We start from the raw sequence: 17,967 nt of genomic DNA, 5'->3' as shown, positions 1-17,967 counted from the left end.
CGCTTTTCCGCCCACTATAAAAACACAAAGGTGGGATGCTCCCAACGAAGTTTCCCACAATCCGTTTCTATTTAAGGTCAGCAGAGTCCTTGTTTAAGTATCCTGACTATCGGTTGAAATCACCAGGGCTTTTAGACAGATGACTCAAGCTTTTATCCACACCTCATGATTTTTTGCCCTAGGGTTTAGGCTCTATCAAACTCTTGTGGTTTTGTGACCTAGCGAACATCTTCATAGAACTGCTTCAGGTATGCAGGCGAAACACCAATGCCCCAGAGCAACCCAATGTAGAGATAAATCGCAGTTGCTTTGAGTGTCCCCCATTTTGCTACACGGCGATCGCACGATTGCACCACCCGATTGACCTGCCGAATTCGTCCACGCTGCGTCAGCTTCAAGCACAAATCCGCCTCTTCCATAATCGGCATTGCTGCATCAAAGCCACCACACGCCCAAAAATCCTCCCGCCGACAAAACATCACTTGGTCGCCAAACAGCAGCCGCATCCCTTTCAGGAACAAATGGGGACGAAAAATCAGCGGCGCGTAATATGTTTTCAAATAGTTGTGCAGTGATACGCCCCAGCGAGTTGTCTGAGTGCCAGCCATCAAAGAGATAAACCCCCCACAGGAAACCGTCGAATCGGTCAGAGTGTCAGTTACCACCGTGACTAAATCATCTGGAACCAGGGTATCCGCGTGTAAAAAGCAGAGAATGTCGCCCGTTGCGGCTTCTGCTCCTCGATTCATTTGCAGCGATCGCCCGCACTGCTCCGTTAACAGAATACGCATTTCTGTCTGAGGGAAGGCTTGATGAGTGTGACGAGCGATCGCTAACGTTTCATCCGTACTACCCCCGTCTATAATCAACACCTCTGCCGCGGGTGGGTCAAGCAAACTCAGGTGACGCAAAGTGCGTCTCAAGCAGCTTGCCTCATTCAGGGTTGGCATCACAATCGAAACGCGAGCCATCTTTAAGTTCCTACTTCAAGTTCCCGGTAGGTTGCGTAGCCGTTCACTCAGATGAAGGCGATCGGCAACCGCCTTGACTAATGGGCCGTGAGAGCCAAACTCAACCACGCTAACCGAACCCACTGGACAGCCCAACCGATATCGGAACCGCCCCACGTCAATTCCCAAAAGGCTAGAGAGAATAATCCGAATCGTTGCCTTGTGAGAAACAATCAGGACGTTGCCCTGAGGATAGCGTTGCTGGATTTCTTCAATGACACCCAGGGCACGGTTGGCAATGGCGATCGCTGCCTCCCCTCCGGTGGGTGGATTCCACGCCGGGTCAGCCAGCCAGCGAATATAGTCATCATGATAATCCTGTCTGACTGTCTCGACCGTCTGCCCCTCCCACTTGCCGTAATTAATCTCCTTCAACCCATCTCGCAGTTGAATAGACTGCCCAATTGCCTCACAAAGTGGCTGAGCCGTCGCCTGGGTTCGTCGCATTGGGCTACCAAAAACTGCTTCCCAAGCTGTATTGCGGTAAGCTGCCGCAAACTCCTGAGCCATTTCCATTCCTTCGGGCGTTAACTCTGGGTCAATCGAGCCACAAAACAAATTGGCGCGACTGCAATCGGTTTGCCCATGTCGAAGTAAGTACAGCGTCAGACTCAACTCAATTCCTCCAATCGCCAAATGAATAGAACTGGGGAGTTCCCCTGGAAGGGTGTTCCCTCGGTTTTTAATAGTTAGGCTGCATTAATTTTGTTCTAGATTTGATAGTCTAGCCTTAACGGGTTATAGAAGAATTAAAAGCGTGAACATTCAAATTGGCAGGGGCAAAGCGGCCCGTAGGGCATATGGGTTTGACGAAATCGCACTCGTCCCTGGACAGCGAACGCTAGACCCAAAATTGGCAGACACTAGCTGGCGCATCGGTGGAATTGAACGTGAAATTCCCATCATCGCCAGCGCAATGGATGGAGTCGTTGATGTACAGATGGCAGTGCAGCTCTCGCAAATGGGCGCACTGGGCGTACTCAACCTGGAAGGAATTCAGACTCGCTACGAAGACCCCAACCCCATCCTCGATCGCATTGCCGCAGTTGGCACCACCGAATTTGTGCCGCTGATGCAAGAACTTTATGCAGAACCGGTCAAGCCAGAACTAATCGAACGGCGAATTCAAGAAATCAAGCAACAGGGTGGCATCGCTGCGGTCAGTGCTACTCCCCTTGGAGCAACTCGGTATGGCTCGGCTGTCGCTAAGGCGGGAGCAGATTTGTTCTTCATTCAGGCAACCGTCGTTTCAACCGCTCACCTGTCGCCCGAAGCGGTCACACCGCTCGACCTGGCAGAGTTTTGCCAACAAATGCCAATTCCGGTCGTGCTGGGTAACTGCGTCACCTACGAAGTTGCCCTCAACTTGATGAAAGCAGGGGCAGCAGCAGTGTTAGTTGGCATTGGCCCAGGTGCAGCTTGCACCTCACGCGGCGTGCTAGGAGTGGGCGTACCTCAAGCCACAGCAGTCGCAGACTGTGCCGCAGCACGAGATGATTATTATCAGGAAACCGGAAATTATGTCCCTGTAATTGCAGATGGCGGACTCGTTACAGGTGGAGACATCTGTAAATGTATTGCCTGCGGTGCTGATGGTGTAATGATTGGTTCTCCCTTTGCTAGAGCAAAAGAAGCTCCCGGTCGCGGCTATCACTGGGGAATGGCGACACCCAGCCCTGTCCTGCCCAGAGGCACGCGAATTCGCGTCGGCACGACTGGCACCCTAGAGCAAATTTTGCGTGGTCCTGCCCAGCTTGACGACGGCACTCACAACCTACTGGGGGCTCTGCAAACCAGTATGGGTACCCTTGGTGCTAAAGACATTCGAGAAATGCAGCAGGTAGAAGTTGTAATTGCACCCTCTCTGCTCACTGAAGGTAAGGTTTACCAAAAAGCGCAACAATTAGGCATGGGCAAGTAAGCGTAGTTTTGTCAAGTTATTTCAATAAGTTTATCCTTTCCGTTTGGGTGAACTGCTGGAAAAACTATAACTATCGCCTACAATAGAAAGTAGCGGAGACGCATGTTTCCGTTCACTCCTCACACCACACTCCGCCTGGACTACCGTTCAGGCGGTTCCTCTTTTAAAGGAACTACTTCACCAAAGCAGTCAATCCAGAATAGTTAGCGGAAAAATTTTGAATCTTTACTTTCAATTCTTCTAGTTCATCAAGCTGAAGTTTGAAGATGAGCAACATACAAATGCCTACGTTGCTAAATCAGAAATGACACAGACATGAGTAGCTTTAACATTCCGTTAAGTTGTATCCAGTGATATACATCTCTTGGTCGAAGGCGGTTCGTTTCACTATGGTAAGATTTTGACAGATCACGTAGGCAAGGATTTTTCAGGCATGTCAGCAGCCGCGCAAGTTACGGATTCTACTTTTAAGCAAGAAGTACTTGATAGTGAAGTTCCCGTTTTAGTAGATTTTTGGGCACCCTGGTGCGGCCCTTGCCGCATGGTTGCACCTGTCGTTGACGAGATCGCTGAGCAGTACACTGGACAGATTAAAGTCGTTAAAGTTAATACTGACGAGAATCCCAGCGTTGCAAGTCAGTATGGCATTCGCAGTATCCCGACTTTGATGATCTTCAAGGGAGGACAACGAGTCGATATGGTTGTTGGTGCGGTTCCTAAGACAACGCTAGCTAACACCCTAGAGAAATATCTCTAAACCTAAGGGAAAACATCTCTGAAAATTGCATAAGACTTAGGCAATCTTGAGCGGAGAAGAGCGAAGAACTCTCTCCTTTCAGGGTTGTTTAGTCTTTTTTTCTAGTGAGTTTAAGGGAGAGCCTGAAGGAGGATGATTCTGAACAGCGCAAATCTTCTTTGGCAGATCCCCTTCGTATGTACTGACGAGTTTGTTCTTGTGTTTGTGCCGTTTAGGGACAAACTTTCAAACATTTTAAGTAGGGCAAAATCCGTGTACCCGAAAGGGTGATTTTGTCTGGTTTAAGGGCAACCCGACCGAAACCTCGGTAAAATAGAGTGCCTTCCGTTAAAGAACTTCATGGTATCTTCTTCATCCCATTCGCTTGATTCGCTGCGGGTAGAGGTCAATAACCTAATCGACCAATTGCCAGACATGATGCATGGGGAGTTGGTTCAGCAGGCAATCATGACGCTGGTTCGCATGGCAGAGGTTGAGGCGGATCGGCTGGATTGGAAGATTCTGAATGCTTCTCTGCAAGATATGGAGAGAGCATTCAGAGGATTCTATCCTTATCGTCATGTACGTAAGGTGACGATTTTTGGCTCAGCTCGGATTTTGCCAGAGAGTCCTCATTACAAGATGGCTGCTGAGTTTGCCCGATACATCACTCAGCAAGGGTTTATGGTGATGACGGGGGCGGGCGGTGGCATCATGCAGGCTGGAAACGAGGGGGCGGGTGCCGATCGCTCCTTTGGCTTAAACATTCAGCTTCCATTTGAGCAGGGCGCTAATCCTTACATTGAGGGCGATCGCAAGCTGATCAACTTCAAGTATTTCTTTACTCGTAAGCTCTTCTTTTTGCGGGAAAGCGATGCTCTGGTCCTGTTTCCAGGTGGCTTTGGCACCCAGGACGAGGCTTTTGAATGCCTCACATTAATTCAAACGGGTAAATCCGATTTGCTGCCGCTAGTACTGATTGATCGTCCAGAGGGCGAGTATTGGCTGGGCTGGCAGGATTATGTGAAGAACCAACTGCTGCGAAATGGTCTGATTAGCCCAGATGATCTGAGCCTCTACACCATCACCGATCGCCTGGATGTGGCTTATGAAGCGATCATTAGCTTTTACCGCGTTTTCCATTCCAGCCGGTATACGCAGGGGAAGCTGGTGCTACGGCTCAAGTGCGAACTTTCTGACGCAGATGTAGATTACCTCAACGAAACCTTCCCAGATATTTTGTTAGAGGGAAAGATTGAGAAAAGTCCGGCAGTACCCGAAAAAATTAACGGTGAAATGGCAGAGCTACCACGCTTAGTCATGAGCTTTAATCAGCGAGATTTGGGGCGACTGTACCAGATGATCAAGATAATCAATCAACTGGGTACGCCTTCCATTGGGAGCAATCACCCCGAAAAGAAATGACCAACAGTCGCCCATTGCCTTAAGGACAAGGGGGCGATCGCAAATATTAGATGTAGCGATCGCTGCTGTGTATAAATACTCAGTGAACCTGTGTAAAAGTGGTGATTGTAGTGTAAATTTGTGTAAAAATAGTTAGACAGAGAAACCGAAACAAGCTGTCGAAATCTACAGTCATACAGCTTGTTTAGTGAACACCATTGCAAAACCTATTCAAGCGGAGCAGGAGCTGATGTCAGACGCAGAGAATCGTCCATCCCCCCACAAGGTTGTGATCGTTGGCGGTGGTTTTGGTGGACTGTATGCCGCCAAAGCGCTGAGTCGCGCTCCTGTAGAAGTAACGCTGGTTGATAAGCGCAACTTTCACTTGTTTCAACCATTGCTCTACCAGGTGGCAACGGGTGGCTTGTCTCCCGGAGACATTTCCTCGCCTCTGCGCGCCGTTCTCAGCGGTAGCCGCAATGTCAAAGTGTTGATGGATGAGGTGACGGATATCGACTCTGAGCAGCGGCAGGTGACGCTGCGAAACCAGACTTTAAAGTATGACAGCCTGATTGTAGCGACGGGCGTGAGCCATCACTACTTTGGCAACGATGCCTGGGAAAACGTTGCTCCAGGCTTAAAAACCGTCGAAGATGCGTTGGAAATGCGGCGACGGATCTTCATGGCATTTGAGGCAGCTGAGAAGGAGCCTGATCCTGAGAAGCGGCGTGCCTGGTTGACCTTTGTGGTAGTAGGTGGTGGTCCAACCGGCGTAGAGCTTGCAGGTGCACTGGCAGAATTGGCTCACACGACGCTTAAGCATGATTTTCGCAACATCGACACGACTGAAGCCCGCATCTTCTTGCTGGAAGGGTTGGATCGGGTGTTGCCTCCTTACCCGCCTGAGTTGTCGGCAGAAGCAGAAAAGTCGCTGACTCAGTTGGGTGTGACGGTGCAGACGCGCACTCTGGTTACCAATATTGATGACAATGTGGTGACGATGAAGCAGGGCGATCGCACCGAACAGATTCAATCTCGCACAATCCTTTGGGCGGCTGGAGTCAAGGCCTCCGCGATGGGGAAAGTGTTGGCAGAGCGCGCAGGCGCAGAACTCGATCGCGTCGGTCGGGTGATCGTGGAATCGGATCTGTCTGTGCCGGGACATCCAAACATTTTTGTGGTGGGCGATCTGGCTCATTTTGCCCATCAGGGTGACAAACCCCTTCCAGGTGTAGCGCCTGTCGCGATGCAGCAGGGCAGCTACATTGCCAAGCTGATCAAGCAGCGGCTTGAGGGGCAAACAGTGCCAGCCTTCCAGTATTCTGATGGCGGCAGTTTAGCGGTGATTGGGCGCAATGCAGCGGTGGCAAACCTGGGTAAGCTCAAGTTTGCTGGTTTACCCGCCTGGTTGATCTGGATTTTCGTTCACATCTACTACCTGGTTGAGTTTGACAATAAGCTGATCGTCATGACTCAGTGGGCGTGGAGCTATTTCACCAAAAATCGGGGCGCTCGGTTAATTACGGGTGAAGATGATGAACTGCTGGGAGAAATCACCACTGCGTCAGCTCTGCCTGACAAATCGGTAGTGAACGTTTAGGAAACTCCCAGAAAGTCGCAGGATGGGCAAAGCAAAGCGTGCCTATCCTAAGCTCATAAACATTGTGAGATGGGCAAAGAGCAATTGCTCTTTGCCCATCTACGGCTTTCTAGCAGAATTTACTCTGCTCCCTGAAGCTGTTCGATTTGATATTGAGCATCTTCATAACAGCCAGTTCTCCCCGAATCAAGGCAGAGTTTGGCAGACTGGTGAAAGTCGGCGATCGCCCCTTCTTGATCCCCGGTATCTACCCGCGACAAGGCCCGATCGTAATAAGCAAATGGATGGTTGGGGTTGCGCTGAATCGCTTCGCTGTAGTCAGCGATCGCCCCCGTTTCATCCCCATACTCTGATCGTGCCACCCCTCGGTTGTAGTAGGGATCGGCATCATCGGGATCAAGCCGAATTGCAATGTTGAAATCCTCAATTGCACCGGTAATATCTCCCAAACGACGACGCACTAGCCCTCGGTTTTGGTACGCTGCGACTGAGTTAGGCTGCAAGCTGATGGCTTGAGTGCAGTCATCGATTGCTTCTCGATGCTGCTCTAGATTAGAGCGGGACAAACAGCGATTGAGATAGGCCGCTGCCATGTTGGGATCAACTTGAATCGCCTGCGTGTAGTCTTCGATCGCGCCTCGGTCATCTCCCTGGTCAGCTCGAACACTGCCCCGATTTGCGTAAGCACGGGCAGATTGGGGCTCAAGCCGAATTGCCTCGGTATAGTCTGAAAGCGCTCCCTGGCGATCGCCCAATTCGTAGCGCACATTTCCCCGAAAATAGTGAGCCTCAGGCTGATTGGGATTCAGTTGGATTGCCTGGGTCAGATCCTCTAAAGCGGCTTGCTGGTTGCCCAGGCGAGAGTGAGCGACACCCCGGTTAAAGTACACCTCACTACTAGGGTTAGTGCGAATGGCCTGGTCGTAGCGGGCGATCGCCTGCTGATCGTCGCCCTGTTCTTCCTGCTCCAATCCCCGGTTGAGCAAATGGTTGGACATCAGCGTTTGGGGAAGGCGTGAATAAAGGACGATCGCCAACCCGCCCAGAACTGCCAGCGCGATTCCCACAGGGATTAAAGAGCGACGCACTGGAGGTACAGACAGATTTAAGCGTGGAGGGCGGGGCGGTGATGGAATCGGCACAGTTTCTTCACCTGAAACCAGCCGATTCAGGTCGTCCAACACCTCTGTTGCCTCTTGATAGCGCTGGCTGCTATCGGGATGTACCATCTTATCGAGAATGGTTGCTAGCTCTGGGCTAATTCGAGTGCGACCATTCCAAATTTCGCCCTGGCTAAATCGTCCGGCATCCTGCAATTTGATTAATTCGGGAGCAGTCAGTCCAGTAATCGCCTGAATCCCAATCATCCCGACTGCGTAAATGTCGCTATTAGACTGAAGCTGTCCCTGAGTTTGCTCATTTGGAACGTAAGCAGAAGCGCCATTGGTGCCAAAGGGAGAAGCGTATTCGGGCGATCGCATCACCTCAGCACTAATTTCCTTAAAGATGCCAAAGCCAGTTAGCACGAGACGGCTATCAGAATGGCGACGCAGTAGGTTGGAGGGCTTAATTCGGCGGTGAATGAATCCCCAGCGATGCACCACCACCAAAATCTCCATCGCCTCGCGCAAAAACTGCAAAACCCACAGTTCAGACAATGCCTGCTTCGGCAAAATTTCGTCACTGAGCGGGTGACCGAGGATAAATTCCTCAACTAGATAGAAGTTATTGTTTTCCTCAAAAAAATCTAAAATTTGCGGAATTTGGTCGTGCTTTCCGACCTTTTGTAGCGCTTCTGCCTTCTTTTTCAGCAGAATTAATACAAATTTGAGCGTCCTGGGATTACGGTCGGGAAGCTGTAGATGTTTGGCAACCCGTTTTGGATGTCCTGGAAATTGCGTATCCCCGACCAGATAAGTTTGCTCTAGCTCGTCTGATCCTAAAATTTTGATGAATTGATAACGACCACCCAATAGTTGGCTCACTATCTTTAACACCCTGGCACTGTGAAAATTATTGCATAGCAGTTTGAGACTCCTACACGACAAGCTACAAGAGGGGCATTACCCCGCTCGATAACTTGGGCTGATAGTCTCAACTCATCTCAACCAAACCAGTCTTAAGTTAGCAAGGATTTTGATGCATTCGCTCCTGCGGAAGATTCCTTCTAGTAGGCACCTCGTAGTAAATAGGAGACAGACGAGAACTGTAATCCTCAGCCTTTTGCAAGAGGTTCAATACCAATTTTCTTTAGCTGTGTATTTTGAAGTGTGTCGCGCGTACGCAGGGCACGCTCCCGAATACATGGCTTTATACAAAAACGGTATAAGTCAATTGCCAGAGGGATTGCAATTTTTGCCAAGGCTTATTTCACCTCAAAGGATGGGCGGCTGTGAGCTTAAAGAAAATTTGGAGACTTTTAAAGGAAGCATTTTCAGAGTGGAATAAGGACAAAGCATCACGGTTAGCCGCATCTCTGGCATACTACACCGTATTTTCCCTAGCACCACTACTAGTTATCGTGATTGCGATCGCCGGAGCCGTACTTGGCGAAGAAGCTGCCAGAGGACAACTTGTAGGGCAGATTCAAGGATTGCTGGGTCGAGAAGGAGCCGAATTTATCGAGACGGCGATCAACAATGCCCACCAGCCTGGAGAAAACACTGGTTTCCTTGCCTCGATCATCAGTATCGCAATTTTGCTATTTGGTGCCTCTGGCGTGTTTTCTCAGCTTCAAGACGCACTGAACACCATTTGGGAAGTGACAGAACGACCCGATGGCAATGTATTTGAAATGGTACGTAAGCGAGTTTTGTCCTTTGGCATGGTGCTTGGCATCGGCTTTTTGTTGCTCGTGTCGCTCGTCATCAGTGCGGTTCTGGCTGCCCTAAACAATTATCTGAGCGGCTTAGTGCCAGGGGTTGATGGACTCTGGCAACTGGTCAACTTTTTCATCTCGTTTGGCGTGACAGCTTTGCTGTTTGCAATGATTTACAAATTTTTGCCAGACGTGAAAATTACCTGGGGAGACGTTGCCATTGGGGCGGTGTTGACTTCATTGCTGTTTTCCATTGGTCGGTACCTCATCGGGTTGTACCTGGGTAACAGCGGATTTGCTTCAGCCTACGGCGCGGCTGGCTCGGTGATTATCATCCTGGCGTGGGTCTATTACTCCGCTCAAATTCTATTTTTTGGGGCAGAGCTAACGCAGGTCTATGCCAGACGCTACGGTTCTAGGATTGTCCCCGACGACCACGCTGTCGCCATCACGGATGATGCGCGGGCTGAACAGGGCATCCCTTCCAAAAAAATGGTGGAAGAAGCCGACCGTATCGATCGCGATCATCGAGGCGACCGCCGCATGAAGCGATCGCCCCACCGCTCCCCATTCCCCCACAATCCCAGAAGAAAGCGCCGGTAAAAATTCCCTAATCCCTAATTCTCAACCCCCAACTCCCGAATTACCCGACAGGGATTGCCCACCGCCACCACATTAGCGGGAATGTCTTTCGTGACGACACTGCCTGCGCCGATAGTGGTGTTGTCGCCAATTGTCACACCGGGGCAAACGATCACTCCACCGCCCAACCAAACGTTATTGCCAATCGTTACAGGAGACGCTAGTTCTAGCCCCGTTAGGCGCTCTGCCGGACTAACGGGATGATGGGCAGCATAAATTTGCACATTGGGCGCACAGAGCAAATTGTCACCCAATCGAACTGTGCTGCAATCTAAAATAATGCAGCCAAAATTCATGTACACATTCTCACCTGCGTAGATGTTGCTGCCGTAGTCACAGCGGAACGGAGGCTCAATGTAAATTTTTGGTCCTACTTGTCCAAATAGCTCTTGTAAGAGGTGCGATCGCCGTTCCTGTTCTTCCTCGGTTGTTGCGTTGTAGTCACGAGTCAACCGAGCCGCTCGCCGTCGCCCTGCAACTAGCTCTGCGTCAGCAGCCCAGTACAGTTCACCCGCCAACATTTTTTGCTTTTCGGTCTTGTTAGGCTGCATTGCGTTTCCTCACCCGTGCATCTGTAAATTCTACATTTGGCTTCAGAACTTACGGATGAGTTAATAGATGAGTTAGCTAGATTTTCTTAGCACAATCGGTGGATTGTCTTCGCCTCGCGTCACCAGGGCGATCGCTCCATCCGCCTGAAACTCGCAGATCATTTCACTGCCACTTGCCTTGAAAACCACGGCATTTTCTTGTTCTCGGACAAACTCTAGGGATTTGGTAAACGGCTGATCTAGCAACACGCCTGAGTAAACTCCTTGATCCCAACTGAAAGTTACTGTCATCATGTCAGATGACCAGGTGCCTTCTAGCTGCTGGTAAAGTGGCGTGTCTGGAGACTGCTCTGGCTCTGGTGCGGAAGCGCTAGAGGAATCATCGGCAGGTGCGGAAGCAACTGGAGTTTCTAGGATTGGAAACTCCGAGGGCAACGGTGATGAGGAGTCAGAGCTGGCTGTGTTCGATGTCGGAGCATCTGATGCAGGTTGGACAGAACTGACTGCACCATAGACAATGCCTCCAGTTGCGATCAGCCCTAACACCCCTGCTGCCAGCGGTTGGATCTTCATAGTCAGCAATGAATATTGTGTTTGTGGGTGATGGGCGAAATAGTGACGTCTTAGTTATGCAGTCAAGCTTGTCTAGCAAAGTTGAAACGAGATGCATTCAGAAGGGTCGAAACGTTTGCTGACGGTTTGACCAACACTCAACTGCTTGAGCCTAGAGACTGCGGACTAAGGGACTAAGTTCCACAACCCAATCTGATAGATCTCTGCTTAAAATTCGCCCTTTGAATAAGTACGCTTCTCTAATCGAGCTGGATGCTTGTTTTTTTGAAAGAGCGATTTAAAGCTTTTTACACTCCACAAACTCACCAAACTGGACATCAAGGAGCATGAATCTAGTAAAGTGCGGGATTTCAGTTAGGGGCTTGGCACTGCCAAGCCCTTACAGCAGGGGAATTAAGTAGTTTAATTAATTCACATTCCTAAGTTACGAGCTTGGGATAAAGACGAGCGCAAATTATAGTCAAAAGGGCAGTTGCAGCCAACAAAATGCCTAGATCTGTTGCAATCGGGTAGGTGCTGGTTTCACTCGTGAGCATCAGACTTCGCAAGACATCTACCAGATAGGTCAAAGGGTTAACGTATGAAATCACCTGCAACCAATGCGGCATGATTTCGATTGGGTAGATAGCATTGCTGGCAAAAAACAGCGGCATGGTGAGAAATTGACCAATTCCCATAAAGCGCTCATGGGTTTTGACGATGCAGGCAACGATCAGCGACAGCGTGGAGAAGAGGGTAGCCCCGAGCAGAGTGGCGATTAGGACTCCCAGCAGAGCGAATGGATTCCAATCGATTCCAACGCCAAGCAGGGAAGCCAGGATGTAAATCAAGATGACCTGAGAAAGGCTACGCACCCCAGCGGCGATCGCCTTCCCCACTACTAGCGCAGCTCTGGGAGTCGGACTAACTAGCAGTTTGTGCAAAATGCCCAAATCGCGCTCCCAAATGACAGACAGCCCGTTGAAAATTGCCATAAATAGAATGCTTTGGGCAAGAATTCCGGGTGTCATAAAGTCCAGGTAGGGCAGATCCCCGGTTGGGATTGCCCGAATCCGGCTAAATACCTGTCCAAAAATCAGTAGCCACAAGGAAGGCTGTACCGCTCGCGTCATCAATTGAGTCGGATCATGACGCAGCTTGCGAACTTCTAGCTCTGTCACCGTCAGCGTTTTATAGATGAAGTTGCCGAGGCTAGAAAAGGGGTTGGCTGAGTGAGTCTGAGTCGGTCTAGCCGAGCCGCTGAGCAGTGCGCCTGGTTTTTGAGGTGTCACGGTAGTCTCCTGCTGATGCTAAATAATCCCCGGTGTAGTAGATGAATACGTCGTCGAGGCTGGCATCTCGTTTGTTAATCGAAGCTTTGAGTTGATCAGGAGTGCCTGTTGCAACGACTTTTCCGAGGTGCATGATGGCAAGGCGATCGCACAAACTATCTGCCTCTTCCATGAAGTGAGTCGTCAGGAAAATCGTGGCCTCGTAGTCGCGGCAAAGCTGTTTCACCAAATTCCACATGGAATTGCGGGCAACGGGATCAAGCCCTACAGTTGGTTCGTCCATAAACAGCACACGCGGACGGTGCAGCAATGCCTGAGCAATTTCCAATCGTCGAATCATGCCGCCAGAGTAGGTTCGCACCAATCGGTCTGAAACATCCTCCAAACCCACGTAGCCTAAAATGTCCTGAATCCGTCCCAACCGTTGAGAGCGAGGAATGTCGTAGAGTTTGGACACAATCAGCAAATTTTCGTAGCCTGTCAGCGTCCCATCCACCGAAAGAGCCTGCGGAACGTAGCCAATTGACCGCTGCACCAGTGGCATCTGTTGGGTGACATCAAACTGAGCCACACTAGCAGCACCAGAAGTAGGCGGCAATAGCGTGGTTAGCATTTTGATGACGGTGCTTTTTCCTGCACCATTGGGACCAAGCAGCCCAAACACTTCACCTGGCTCAACAGCGATGGACAAAGCATCAACAGCCACTGTCTGTCCAAATTGCTTTGTCAGTTGACGAGTCTCAATAATGGCCATCGCACCTCCTCTACGTGGATTCAGTCTTTAACATCGCGGAATGCTTTTTCTAAAAGGACAATGCCCTGCATGAGTTGCTGAAGCTCGGTGTCTGAAAGCGGTGACAAAACTCCAGCTACTTTAGACCGAGTTGCTTCAGAGACTTGTTCTAAATACTGGGAACCTGTAGCAGTCAGGGTTAGCAGAACGCGACGGCGCTCTTCAGGATCTTCTACCCGATTCACAAATCCTCGCTGTACCAGCCGCTCAATCATTGCGGACATTGTGGGACGAGTGACATCCAGATCATCAGCCACTTCAGAAAGAGAAGACTGGGGGCAACGGTTCAGAAACCACAATACGCGCAGTTGGGAGAGGGATACGGAGGCTTGCCCCTGTCGTCGCATATCTGCCCGAATAAAGCGAATTACTCCTGGGACGACTTCCATGATTTTTGCGGCGCATTGCTCTGAAGTGGATGTGGTGAGCATGGGAGAAAGGGCGATCGCGACCTTATCGAAAGAACAGGACTCAAAGAACAAACCCTTAAAGCTGAACCGATACAACTCAATTGAGCTAGCTATTAAATAGCCTAGCAAACATTTCGCTAGGCTAACTATTAGTCAGACAACTTGTAGTGAAAGTTAATCCTTAGCCTCCTAGAGGCTACTAACGACTGTTAAACAAGTCCGCTGGAGCGGACCCAAAGCAAAGGGACACAGCACTGCTGTGTCCCTCAAATCTTTAGAATCAAATGAACAGTCAGTTCAAAAATACTAAGCGTCAGTTCGCATTGATTTGGCTCTTGCCTTTGCTCTAGCTGCACTTTGCTTCAGCGCTTCGAGCCGAGCTTCGTATTTCTTGCGGTTGCGCTTCTTGGGAGTTTGTTCAATTAAGATCTTGAGCGCACTACCGAGACTTTTGTAGGCATTGGGCAAGGTGTAGCCAAAGCGAGTAGCAAGGGCGATCGCCTTTTCATCTGCATCGATCGCTTCGTTCAGCACCTTCTCACCGCTGTTGCGCTGGTAGAGGCGATAGCCGGAAACTCCACAGAGTACCAGTGCCAAAAACAGTAGCAGACCATCCTGCACCCAAAGCTCACCCACAGCACCACCCAGACCGATTGCCAGAGCAGCCATTTCCCAGCCATCTCTGGGAATCGTGTCGTTCTGGATGCGGGCAATTTCATGCCAAAACAGCAGATTTCTCTGGTCTAGCGCCAGTTGATCCCACTTGATTAGATCTACCTGAACCTCAACCTGGTCTTTGCCGATTTCTTCGCAGGTAATCAGCGGTGGGTTGACAGCAGTAGACGCTTCAATAGAAACCCAGCTTCTAAGTTCGGGAGGCAGCAGGGTTTTCAACCGCCGCAACTCGCCCAGGTCAGCTCTGACAGTAGAGGTGGCAAATGAGGTCATGATCTAGCCTTGGGATATTCAATATAGATCTAATTTAACTAGTCTAAAACCAGTCTAACTAGTCTGACTAGTTACACAAATTGATAAGGTACTAATTTGGAGTATAGCGGTCTTCATCAGCACACGAATGGTGCGATCGCTACCTACTTAGAGGGAAATTCGTTTTACACCGTACTTAATCTAGCAAAGCCCACCCAATGGATGGTCGAGAGTTTTACTCCAGTTTAATCCGGCTTCACATTCTCCATCACGCAGTTCAGGAGCCGATTTTTGGGGTAGGCATTATGGAAGAACTGGCCCGTCACGGCTACAAGCTTAGTGCTGGAACGCTCTACCCCATGCTGCACGATATGGAGCGGAAGGGATATCTATCTTCCGTGGAGGAGCGATCGGGACGGCAAAATCGACGGCTCTATCGAGCAACCGACTTAGGAAAAATGCAGTTAGAAGATGCCAAAAAGAAGGTGCGGGAACTGTTTGGCGAATTGTTCGAGGAACTGTAATTCTCGTTTGGAATAAGTCTAGATTTTCGCTATCGAAATCCGATACACTGCTTCTGTGAAGATTTTGTGATGGCAACGAGTAAATTACCTCTAAGGGTTTCGCAGCAATGGATCAGCATACCAATCACGACTCTGTGGCAGAAGCTAGCCTGCCTGCATCCAGTCTGGCTGCCCGACTGAAGGAACTGGCTCGATTGTTTCTAAGACTTGGCACCATTGGCTTTGGCGGACCGCAAGCGCACATTGCCATGATTCAGGATGAGGCAGTGGTGCGGCGAGGCTGGTTCACAGAAGAGCAATTTCTTGAAGGAGTTGCGGTTTGTGAAATGTTGCCTGGTCCAGCATCGACCCAGATGGGAATTTACACCGGCTATATACGGGCGGGGCAATTGGGGGCACTGGTCGCAGGCATTTGTTTCATCTTGCCTGCTTTTTTAATTGTGCTAACGCTGTCGTGGGCGTACTTTCGCTTTCAGGGTGTGCCTCAGATTGATGATCTGTTTCTGGGCATTTCGCCTGTCGTAATTGCCATCATTTTCGGGTTTTGCTGGAAATTAGCCAAGAAGGGAATTAAGGATTGGAAAGGCGTGGCGATCGCCCTCACCGTTCTCCTCGTCACATTACTCTTCCAGACCAACGTTCTGCTGCAATTTATCCTGGCAGGTATCGTCGGTCTAATCGTGTATCGACCCGATCCCCCTGCTGCTCCCTCTAATCGCACGAGCGGCTGGCTATTTCCCCTAACTCCGATTATGCAGGGATTCCCGATCGCCACCATACCTGCTGAAACTTTGGCGCTGTCCAGCTTTTGGGGACTGGAACGAATTCAGGAATATTTTTGGCCGCTAACGTTATTCTTTCTCAAAGTTGGCAGCTTTGTTTTTGGCGGTGGCTTGGTAATCATCCCCCTGCTAGAGTTTGAGGTCGTTAACCAGTTTCAGTGGTTGACTCGAAGCGAGTTCATTGACGGGGTTGCCATTGGTGAACTTACGCCTGGCCCAGTTGTGATTACTGCTGCATTTGTTGGCTACAAAGTGGCGGGGGCTTTAGGTGCGTTAGTGTCGGCGATCGCCATTTTCACGCCATCCTTCCTGTTCATTATGGGGGCTGCTCCGTTCCTGATTCGAATTCGGCGCAATCCTTGGATTCGCAGCTTTTTGAAGGGTGTTATGCCTGCTGTGTTGGGGGCGATCGCCGCCGCTGCCATTCCTCTTGCCCAGGCAGCAATCCTCCAAGAAACGCCAGGGCGAACGATTGTTGCAGCGGTAGTCGGCGTGGTTGCCTTGATTGCCCTGATTCGCTTCAAGCGCCCGACCTGGCAGTTAGTTCCAGCAGGTGCGTTAGTGGGACTGATTGCAGGGGCTTTCCTGTAGTTCCCTTACCCTGCAATTGCCAGTGGAGAATCAGTTTCTGCTTGGTTAGCTAATTCGTTAAAACTCTCGTCGTAGTGAGTAGGAATTTTTGCAAGCTGCTCTAGCGCTTGATCGATTAACCTACAGCCTTGCTCAACGGTTTCAATGTTGCACAACTGACCGCGCAGTTCGGCTGCTCCTGGAAAACCTTTGGCGTACCAGGTCATGTGTTTGCGGGCCTGACGAATGCCGCGATCGCCCTTATATTCCCACAGCATTTGCAGATGTTCTCGCGCACACTGAAGCCTCTCTGTAGCGGTTGGTGGCTCCCTCAACTCCCCAGTTTTGAGAAAATGGTCGATTTCACCCACTAGGAACGGATATCCTAGCGTTCCGCGTGAGCACATTACACCGTCGGCTCCGGTTTGCTCTAAACAACGAACGGCTGCTTCGACCGAAAAAATGTCTCCATTCGCAATCACCGGAATCGAAAGCACTTCCTTGACGCGACCGATCCATTCCCACTTAGCAGGACCGTTGTAGCCCTGGGCGCGAGTCCGTCCGTGCAAGGTGAGCATCTGTGCGCCTGCATTCTGCATTCGCTGACCAAACTCGACCGCGTTGATTTCTTTCTCTGTCCAGCCGATGCGGGTCTTGACGGTGACAGGCACCTTGACGGCTTTCACTACTGCCCGGACAATCGCTTCTGCTGTCTCAGGATCTCGTAGTAGAGAGGAACCGCCGCCATTTTTAGTAATTTTGTTGACTGGACAGCCCATGTTGATGTCTACGGTATCTGCTCCTTCATCAACCGCCATCTGCGCCGCTTCTGCCAAAAAGTCAGGACGGCAATCGAAAAGCTGAATGCTGATTGGGCGTTCGTTGGGGTCAACTTCCATCAGCTTGGGCAAATGCTTCACATAGTGCAACCCGGTAGCGTTAACCATTTCGGTGTACATCATCGAAGTGGGTGCATAGCGTCGCACCAACCGCCGAAACACGAGATCGGTTACGCCCGATAAGGGCGACTGCAAAACGCGACTGTTGACCTCAAAGGAGCCGATGCTCAAAGGGGTGGACAGTCGGGACTTCAATTCAGGAGACAAATGAACCATGAGGGGGCGGCGATCGCACGCTGCGTTTGTTTTCACCAGATCAATTCTACTGTTTTGGCGATCGCAACCTGACTTTGCCATTGAGTTTCCTCTGAAATTTGGAAATTGGCGGCAAACACACCTGTCTGGTTACGGTTCGCCCCAATTCGGCTAGCGATCGCAGCATCTAAACTGAAGTCATTGAGAGCGCTAAGCAGGGTTATTCCTCTGTCTCCCAGTGTCTCGCTTGGTGCAATGCGGCACGACCGTCCAAGCCTTGGTTCGGTAAATACGCCTTCATGAGAATAGGAAAACATACGCAGTATATAGAGTAATGAACC

General features: G+C 50.3%; 18 protein-coding genes. 7 read left to right on the top strand and 11 right to left on the bottom strand.

Features of this window, described 5'->3' with window-relative positions; genetic code table 11:
* Positions 1–218: 218 nt before the first annotated feature.
* Together H6F93_RS13540 and H6F93_RS13535 are read right to left on the bottom strand one after the other, a co-directional pair.
* On the bottom strand, positions 219–971 hold the full coding sequence (locus tag H6F93_RS13540) for a TIGR04283 family arsenosugar biosynthesis glycosyltransferase (protein WP_190681417.1): 753 nt from the start codon (positions 969–971) through the stop codon (positions 219–221).
* Positions 972–986: 15 nt separating this feature from the next.
* Positions 987–1,625: a histidine phosphatase family protein gene (locus H6F93_RS13535; protein ID WP_190646258.1), complete on the bottom strand. Its 639-nt coding sequence runs from the start codon at positions 1,623–1,625 to the stop codon at positions 987–989.
* Between the two features lie 142 nt (positions 1,626–1,767).
* On the opposite strand from H6F93_RS13535, the gene H6F93_RS13530 reads away from it, so the two are divergent.
* The 4 genes from H6F93_RS13530 to H6F93_RS13515 all read left to right on the top strand — a co-directional run bounded on the left by H6F93_RS13530 (position 1,768) and on the right by H6F93_RS13515 (position 6,671).
* Positions 1,768–2,931, top strand: coding sequence for a GuaB3 family IMP dehydrogenase-related protein (locus H6F93_RS13530; protein ID WP_190681415.1), 1,164 nt, complete (start codon positions 1,768–1,770; stop codon positions 2,929–2,931).
* A 433-nt stretch (positions 2,932–3,364) separates the two neighbouring features.
* Complete coding sequence (trxA, locus tag H6F93_RS13525) at positions 3,365–3,688, top strand: thioredoxin (RefSeq protein WP_190646260.1); 324 nt, start codon at positions 3,365–3,367, stop codon at positions 3,686–3,688.
* A 339-nt stretch (positions 3,689–4,027) separates the two neighbouring features.
* On the top strand, positions 4,028–5,092 hold the full coding sequence (locus tag H6F93_RS13520; protein WP_190681412.1) for an LOG family protein: 1,065 nt from the start codon (positions 4,028–4,030) through the stop codon (positions 5,090–5,092).
* 229 nt (positions 5,093–5,321) lie between these two features.
* A complete protein-coding gene (locus H6F93_RS13515; protein WP_190681628.1) occupies positions 5,322–6,671 on the top strand; it encodes an NAD(P)/FAD-dependent oxidoreductase in 1,350 nt (449 codons plus the stop codon).
* A 119-nt stretch (positions 6,672–6,790) separates the two neighbouring features.
* On the opposite strand, the gene H6F93_RS13510 is transcribed toward H6F93_RS13515, so the two are convergent.
* Positions 6,791–8,656, bottom strand: a complete 1,866-nt coding sequence (locus H6F93_RS13510) for a tetratricopeptide repeat protein (protein WP_190681410.1) — start codon at positions 8,654–8,656, stop codon at positions 6,791–6,793.
* Between the two features lie 407 nt (positions 8,657–9,063).
* Between H6F93_RS13510 and H6F93_RS13505 the strand changes: the two genes are divergently transcribed.
* Positions 9,064–10,092 carry a YhjD/YihY/BrkB family envelope integrity protein gene (locus H6F93_RS13505; RefSeq protein ID WP_190681408.1) on the top strand — a complete coding sequence of 343 codons (1,029 nt, stop codon included), beginning with the start codon at positions 9,064–9,066 and terminating at the stop codon, positions 10,090–10,092.
* Between the two features lie 14 nt (positions 10,093–10,106).
* Here H6F93_RS13505 and H6F93_RS13500 read toward each other — a convergent pair whose 3' ends face one another.
* The 6 genes from H6F93_RS13500 to H6F93_RS13475 form a co-directional block, all read right to left on the bottom strand.
* Positions 10,107–10,682, bottom strand: coding sequence for a sugar O-acetyltransferase (locus H6F93_RS13500; protein ID WP_190681406.1), 576 nt, complete (start codon positions 10,680–10,682; stop codon positions 10,107–10,109).
* 72 nt (positions 10,683–10,754) lie between these two features.
* Positions 10,755–11,255, bottom strand: coding sequence for a hypothetical protein (locus H6F93_RS13495; protein WP_190646266.1), 501 nt, complete (start codon positions 11,253–11,255; stop codon positions 10,755–10,757).
* Between the two features lie 419 nt (positions 11,256–11,674).
* On the bottom strand, positions 11,675–12,526 hold the full coding sequence (locus tag H6F93_RS13490; RefSeq protein WP_190646267.1) for an ABC transporter permease: 852 nt from the start codon (positions 12,524–12,526) through the stop codon (positions 11,675–11,677).
* Positions 12,483–13,280, bottom strand: a complete 798-nt coding sequence (locus H6F93_RS13485; RefSeq protein WP_190681403.1) for an ABC transporter ATP-binding protein — start codon at positions 13,278–13,280, stop codon at positions 12,483–12,485. The genes H6F93_RS13490 and H6F93_RS13485 overlap by 44 nt, the downstream gene beginning before the upstream one ends.
* A gap of 20 nt (positions 13,281–13,300) precedes the next feature.
* Positions 13,301–13,750: a MarR family winged helix-turn-helix transcriptional regulator gene (locus H6F93_RS13480; RefSeq protein ID WP_190681625.1), complete on the bottom strand. Its 450-nt coding sequence runs from the start codon at positions 13,748–13,750 to the stop codon at positions 13,301–13,303.
* Between the two features lie 285 nt (positions 13,751–14,035).
* The gene (locus H6F93_RS13475; RefSeq protein WP_190646270.1) at positions 14,036–14,677 is read right to left on the bottom strand and encodes a DUF3318 domain-containing protein; all 642 of its coding nucleotides are present in this window, start codon (positions 14,675–14,677) and stop codon (positions 14,036–14,038) included.
* 197 nt (positions 14,678–14,874) lie between these two features.
* Here H6F93_RS13475 and H6F93_RS13470 point away from each other — a divergent pair, with 197 nt between their 5' ends.
* Together H6F93_RS13470 and chrA are read left to right on the top strand one after the other, a co-directional pair.
* On the top strand, positions 14,875–15,180 hold the full coding sequence (locus H6F93_RS13470) for a PadR family transcriptional regulator (protein WP_190646271.1): 306 nt from the start codon (positions 14,875–14,877) through the stop codon (positions 15,178–15,180).
* A gap of 107 nt (positions 15,181–15,287) precedes the next feature.
* Positions 15,288–16,553 carry a chromate efflux transporter gene (gene chrA / locus H6F93_RS13465; protein WP_190681401.1) on the top strand — a complete coding sequence of 422 codons (1,266 nt, stop codon included), beginning with the start codon at positions 15,288–15,290 and terminating at the stop codon, positions 16,551–16,553.
* Between the two features lie 5 nt (positions 16,554–16,558).
* Here the strand turns inward: chrA and dusB are convergent, their stop codons facing one another.
* Positions 16,559–17,728: a tRNA dihydrouridine synthase DusB gene (dusB, locus tag H6F93_RS13460; RefSeq protein WP_524537945.1), complete on the bottom strand. Its 1,170-nt coding sequence runs from the start codon at positions 17,726–17,728 to the stop codon at positions 16,559–16,561.
* Positions 17,680–17,943, bottom strand: a complete 264-nt coding sequence (locus H6F93_RS13455) for a hypothetical protein (protein WP_190681399.1) — start codon at positions 17,941–17,943, stop codon at positions 17,680–17,682. The genes dusB and H6F93_RS13455 overlap by 49 nt, the downstream gene beginning before the upstream one ends.
* Positions 17,944–17,967: the final 24 nt, after the last annotated feature.

Origin of the sequence: Leptolyngbya sp. FACHB-671, assembly GCF_014695745.1 — a bacterium.
Classification (GTDB): Bacteria; Cyanobacteriota; Cyanobacteriia; order Elainellales; family Elainellaceae; genus JAAUTN01.
Note: the sequence above shows the minus strand (reverse complement) of the source record. Positions and strands in the feature narration are given on the sequence as shown.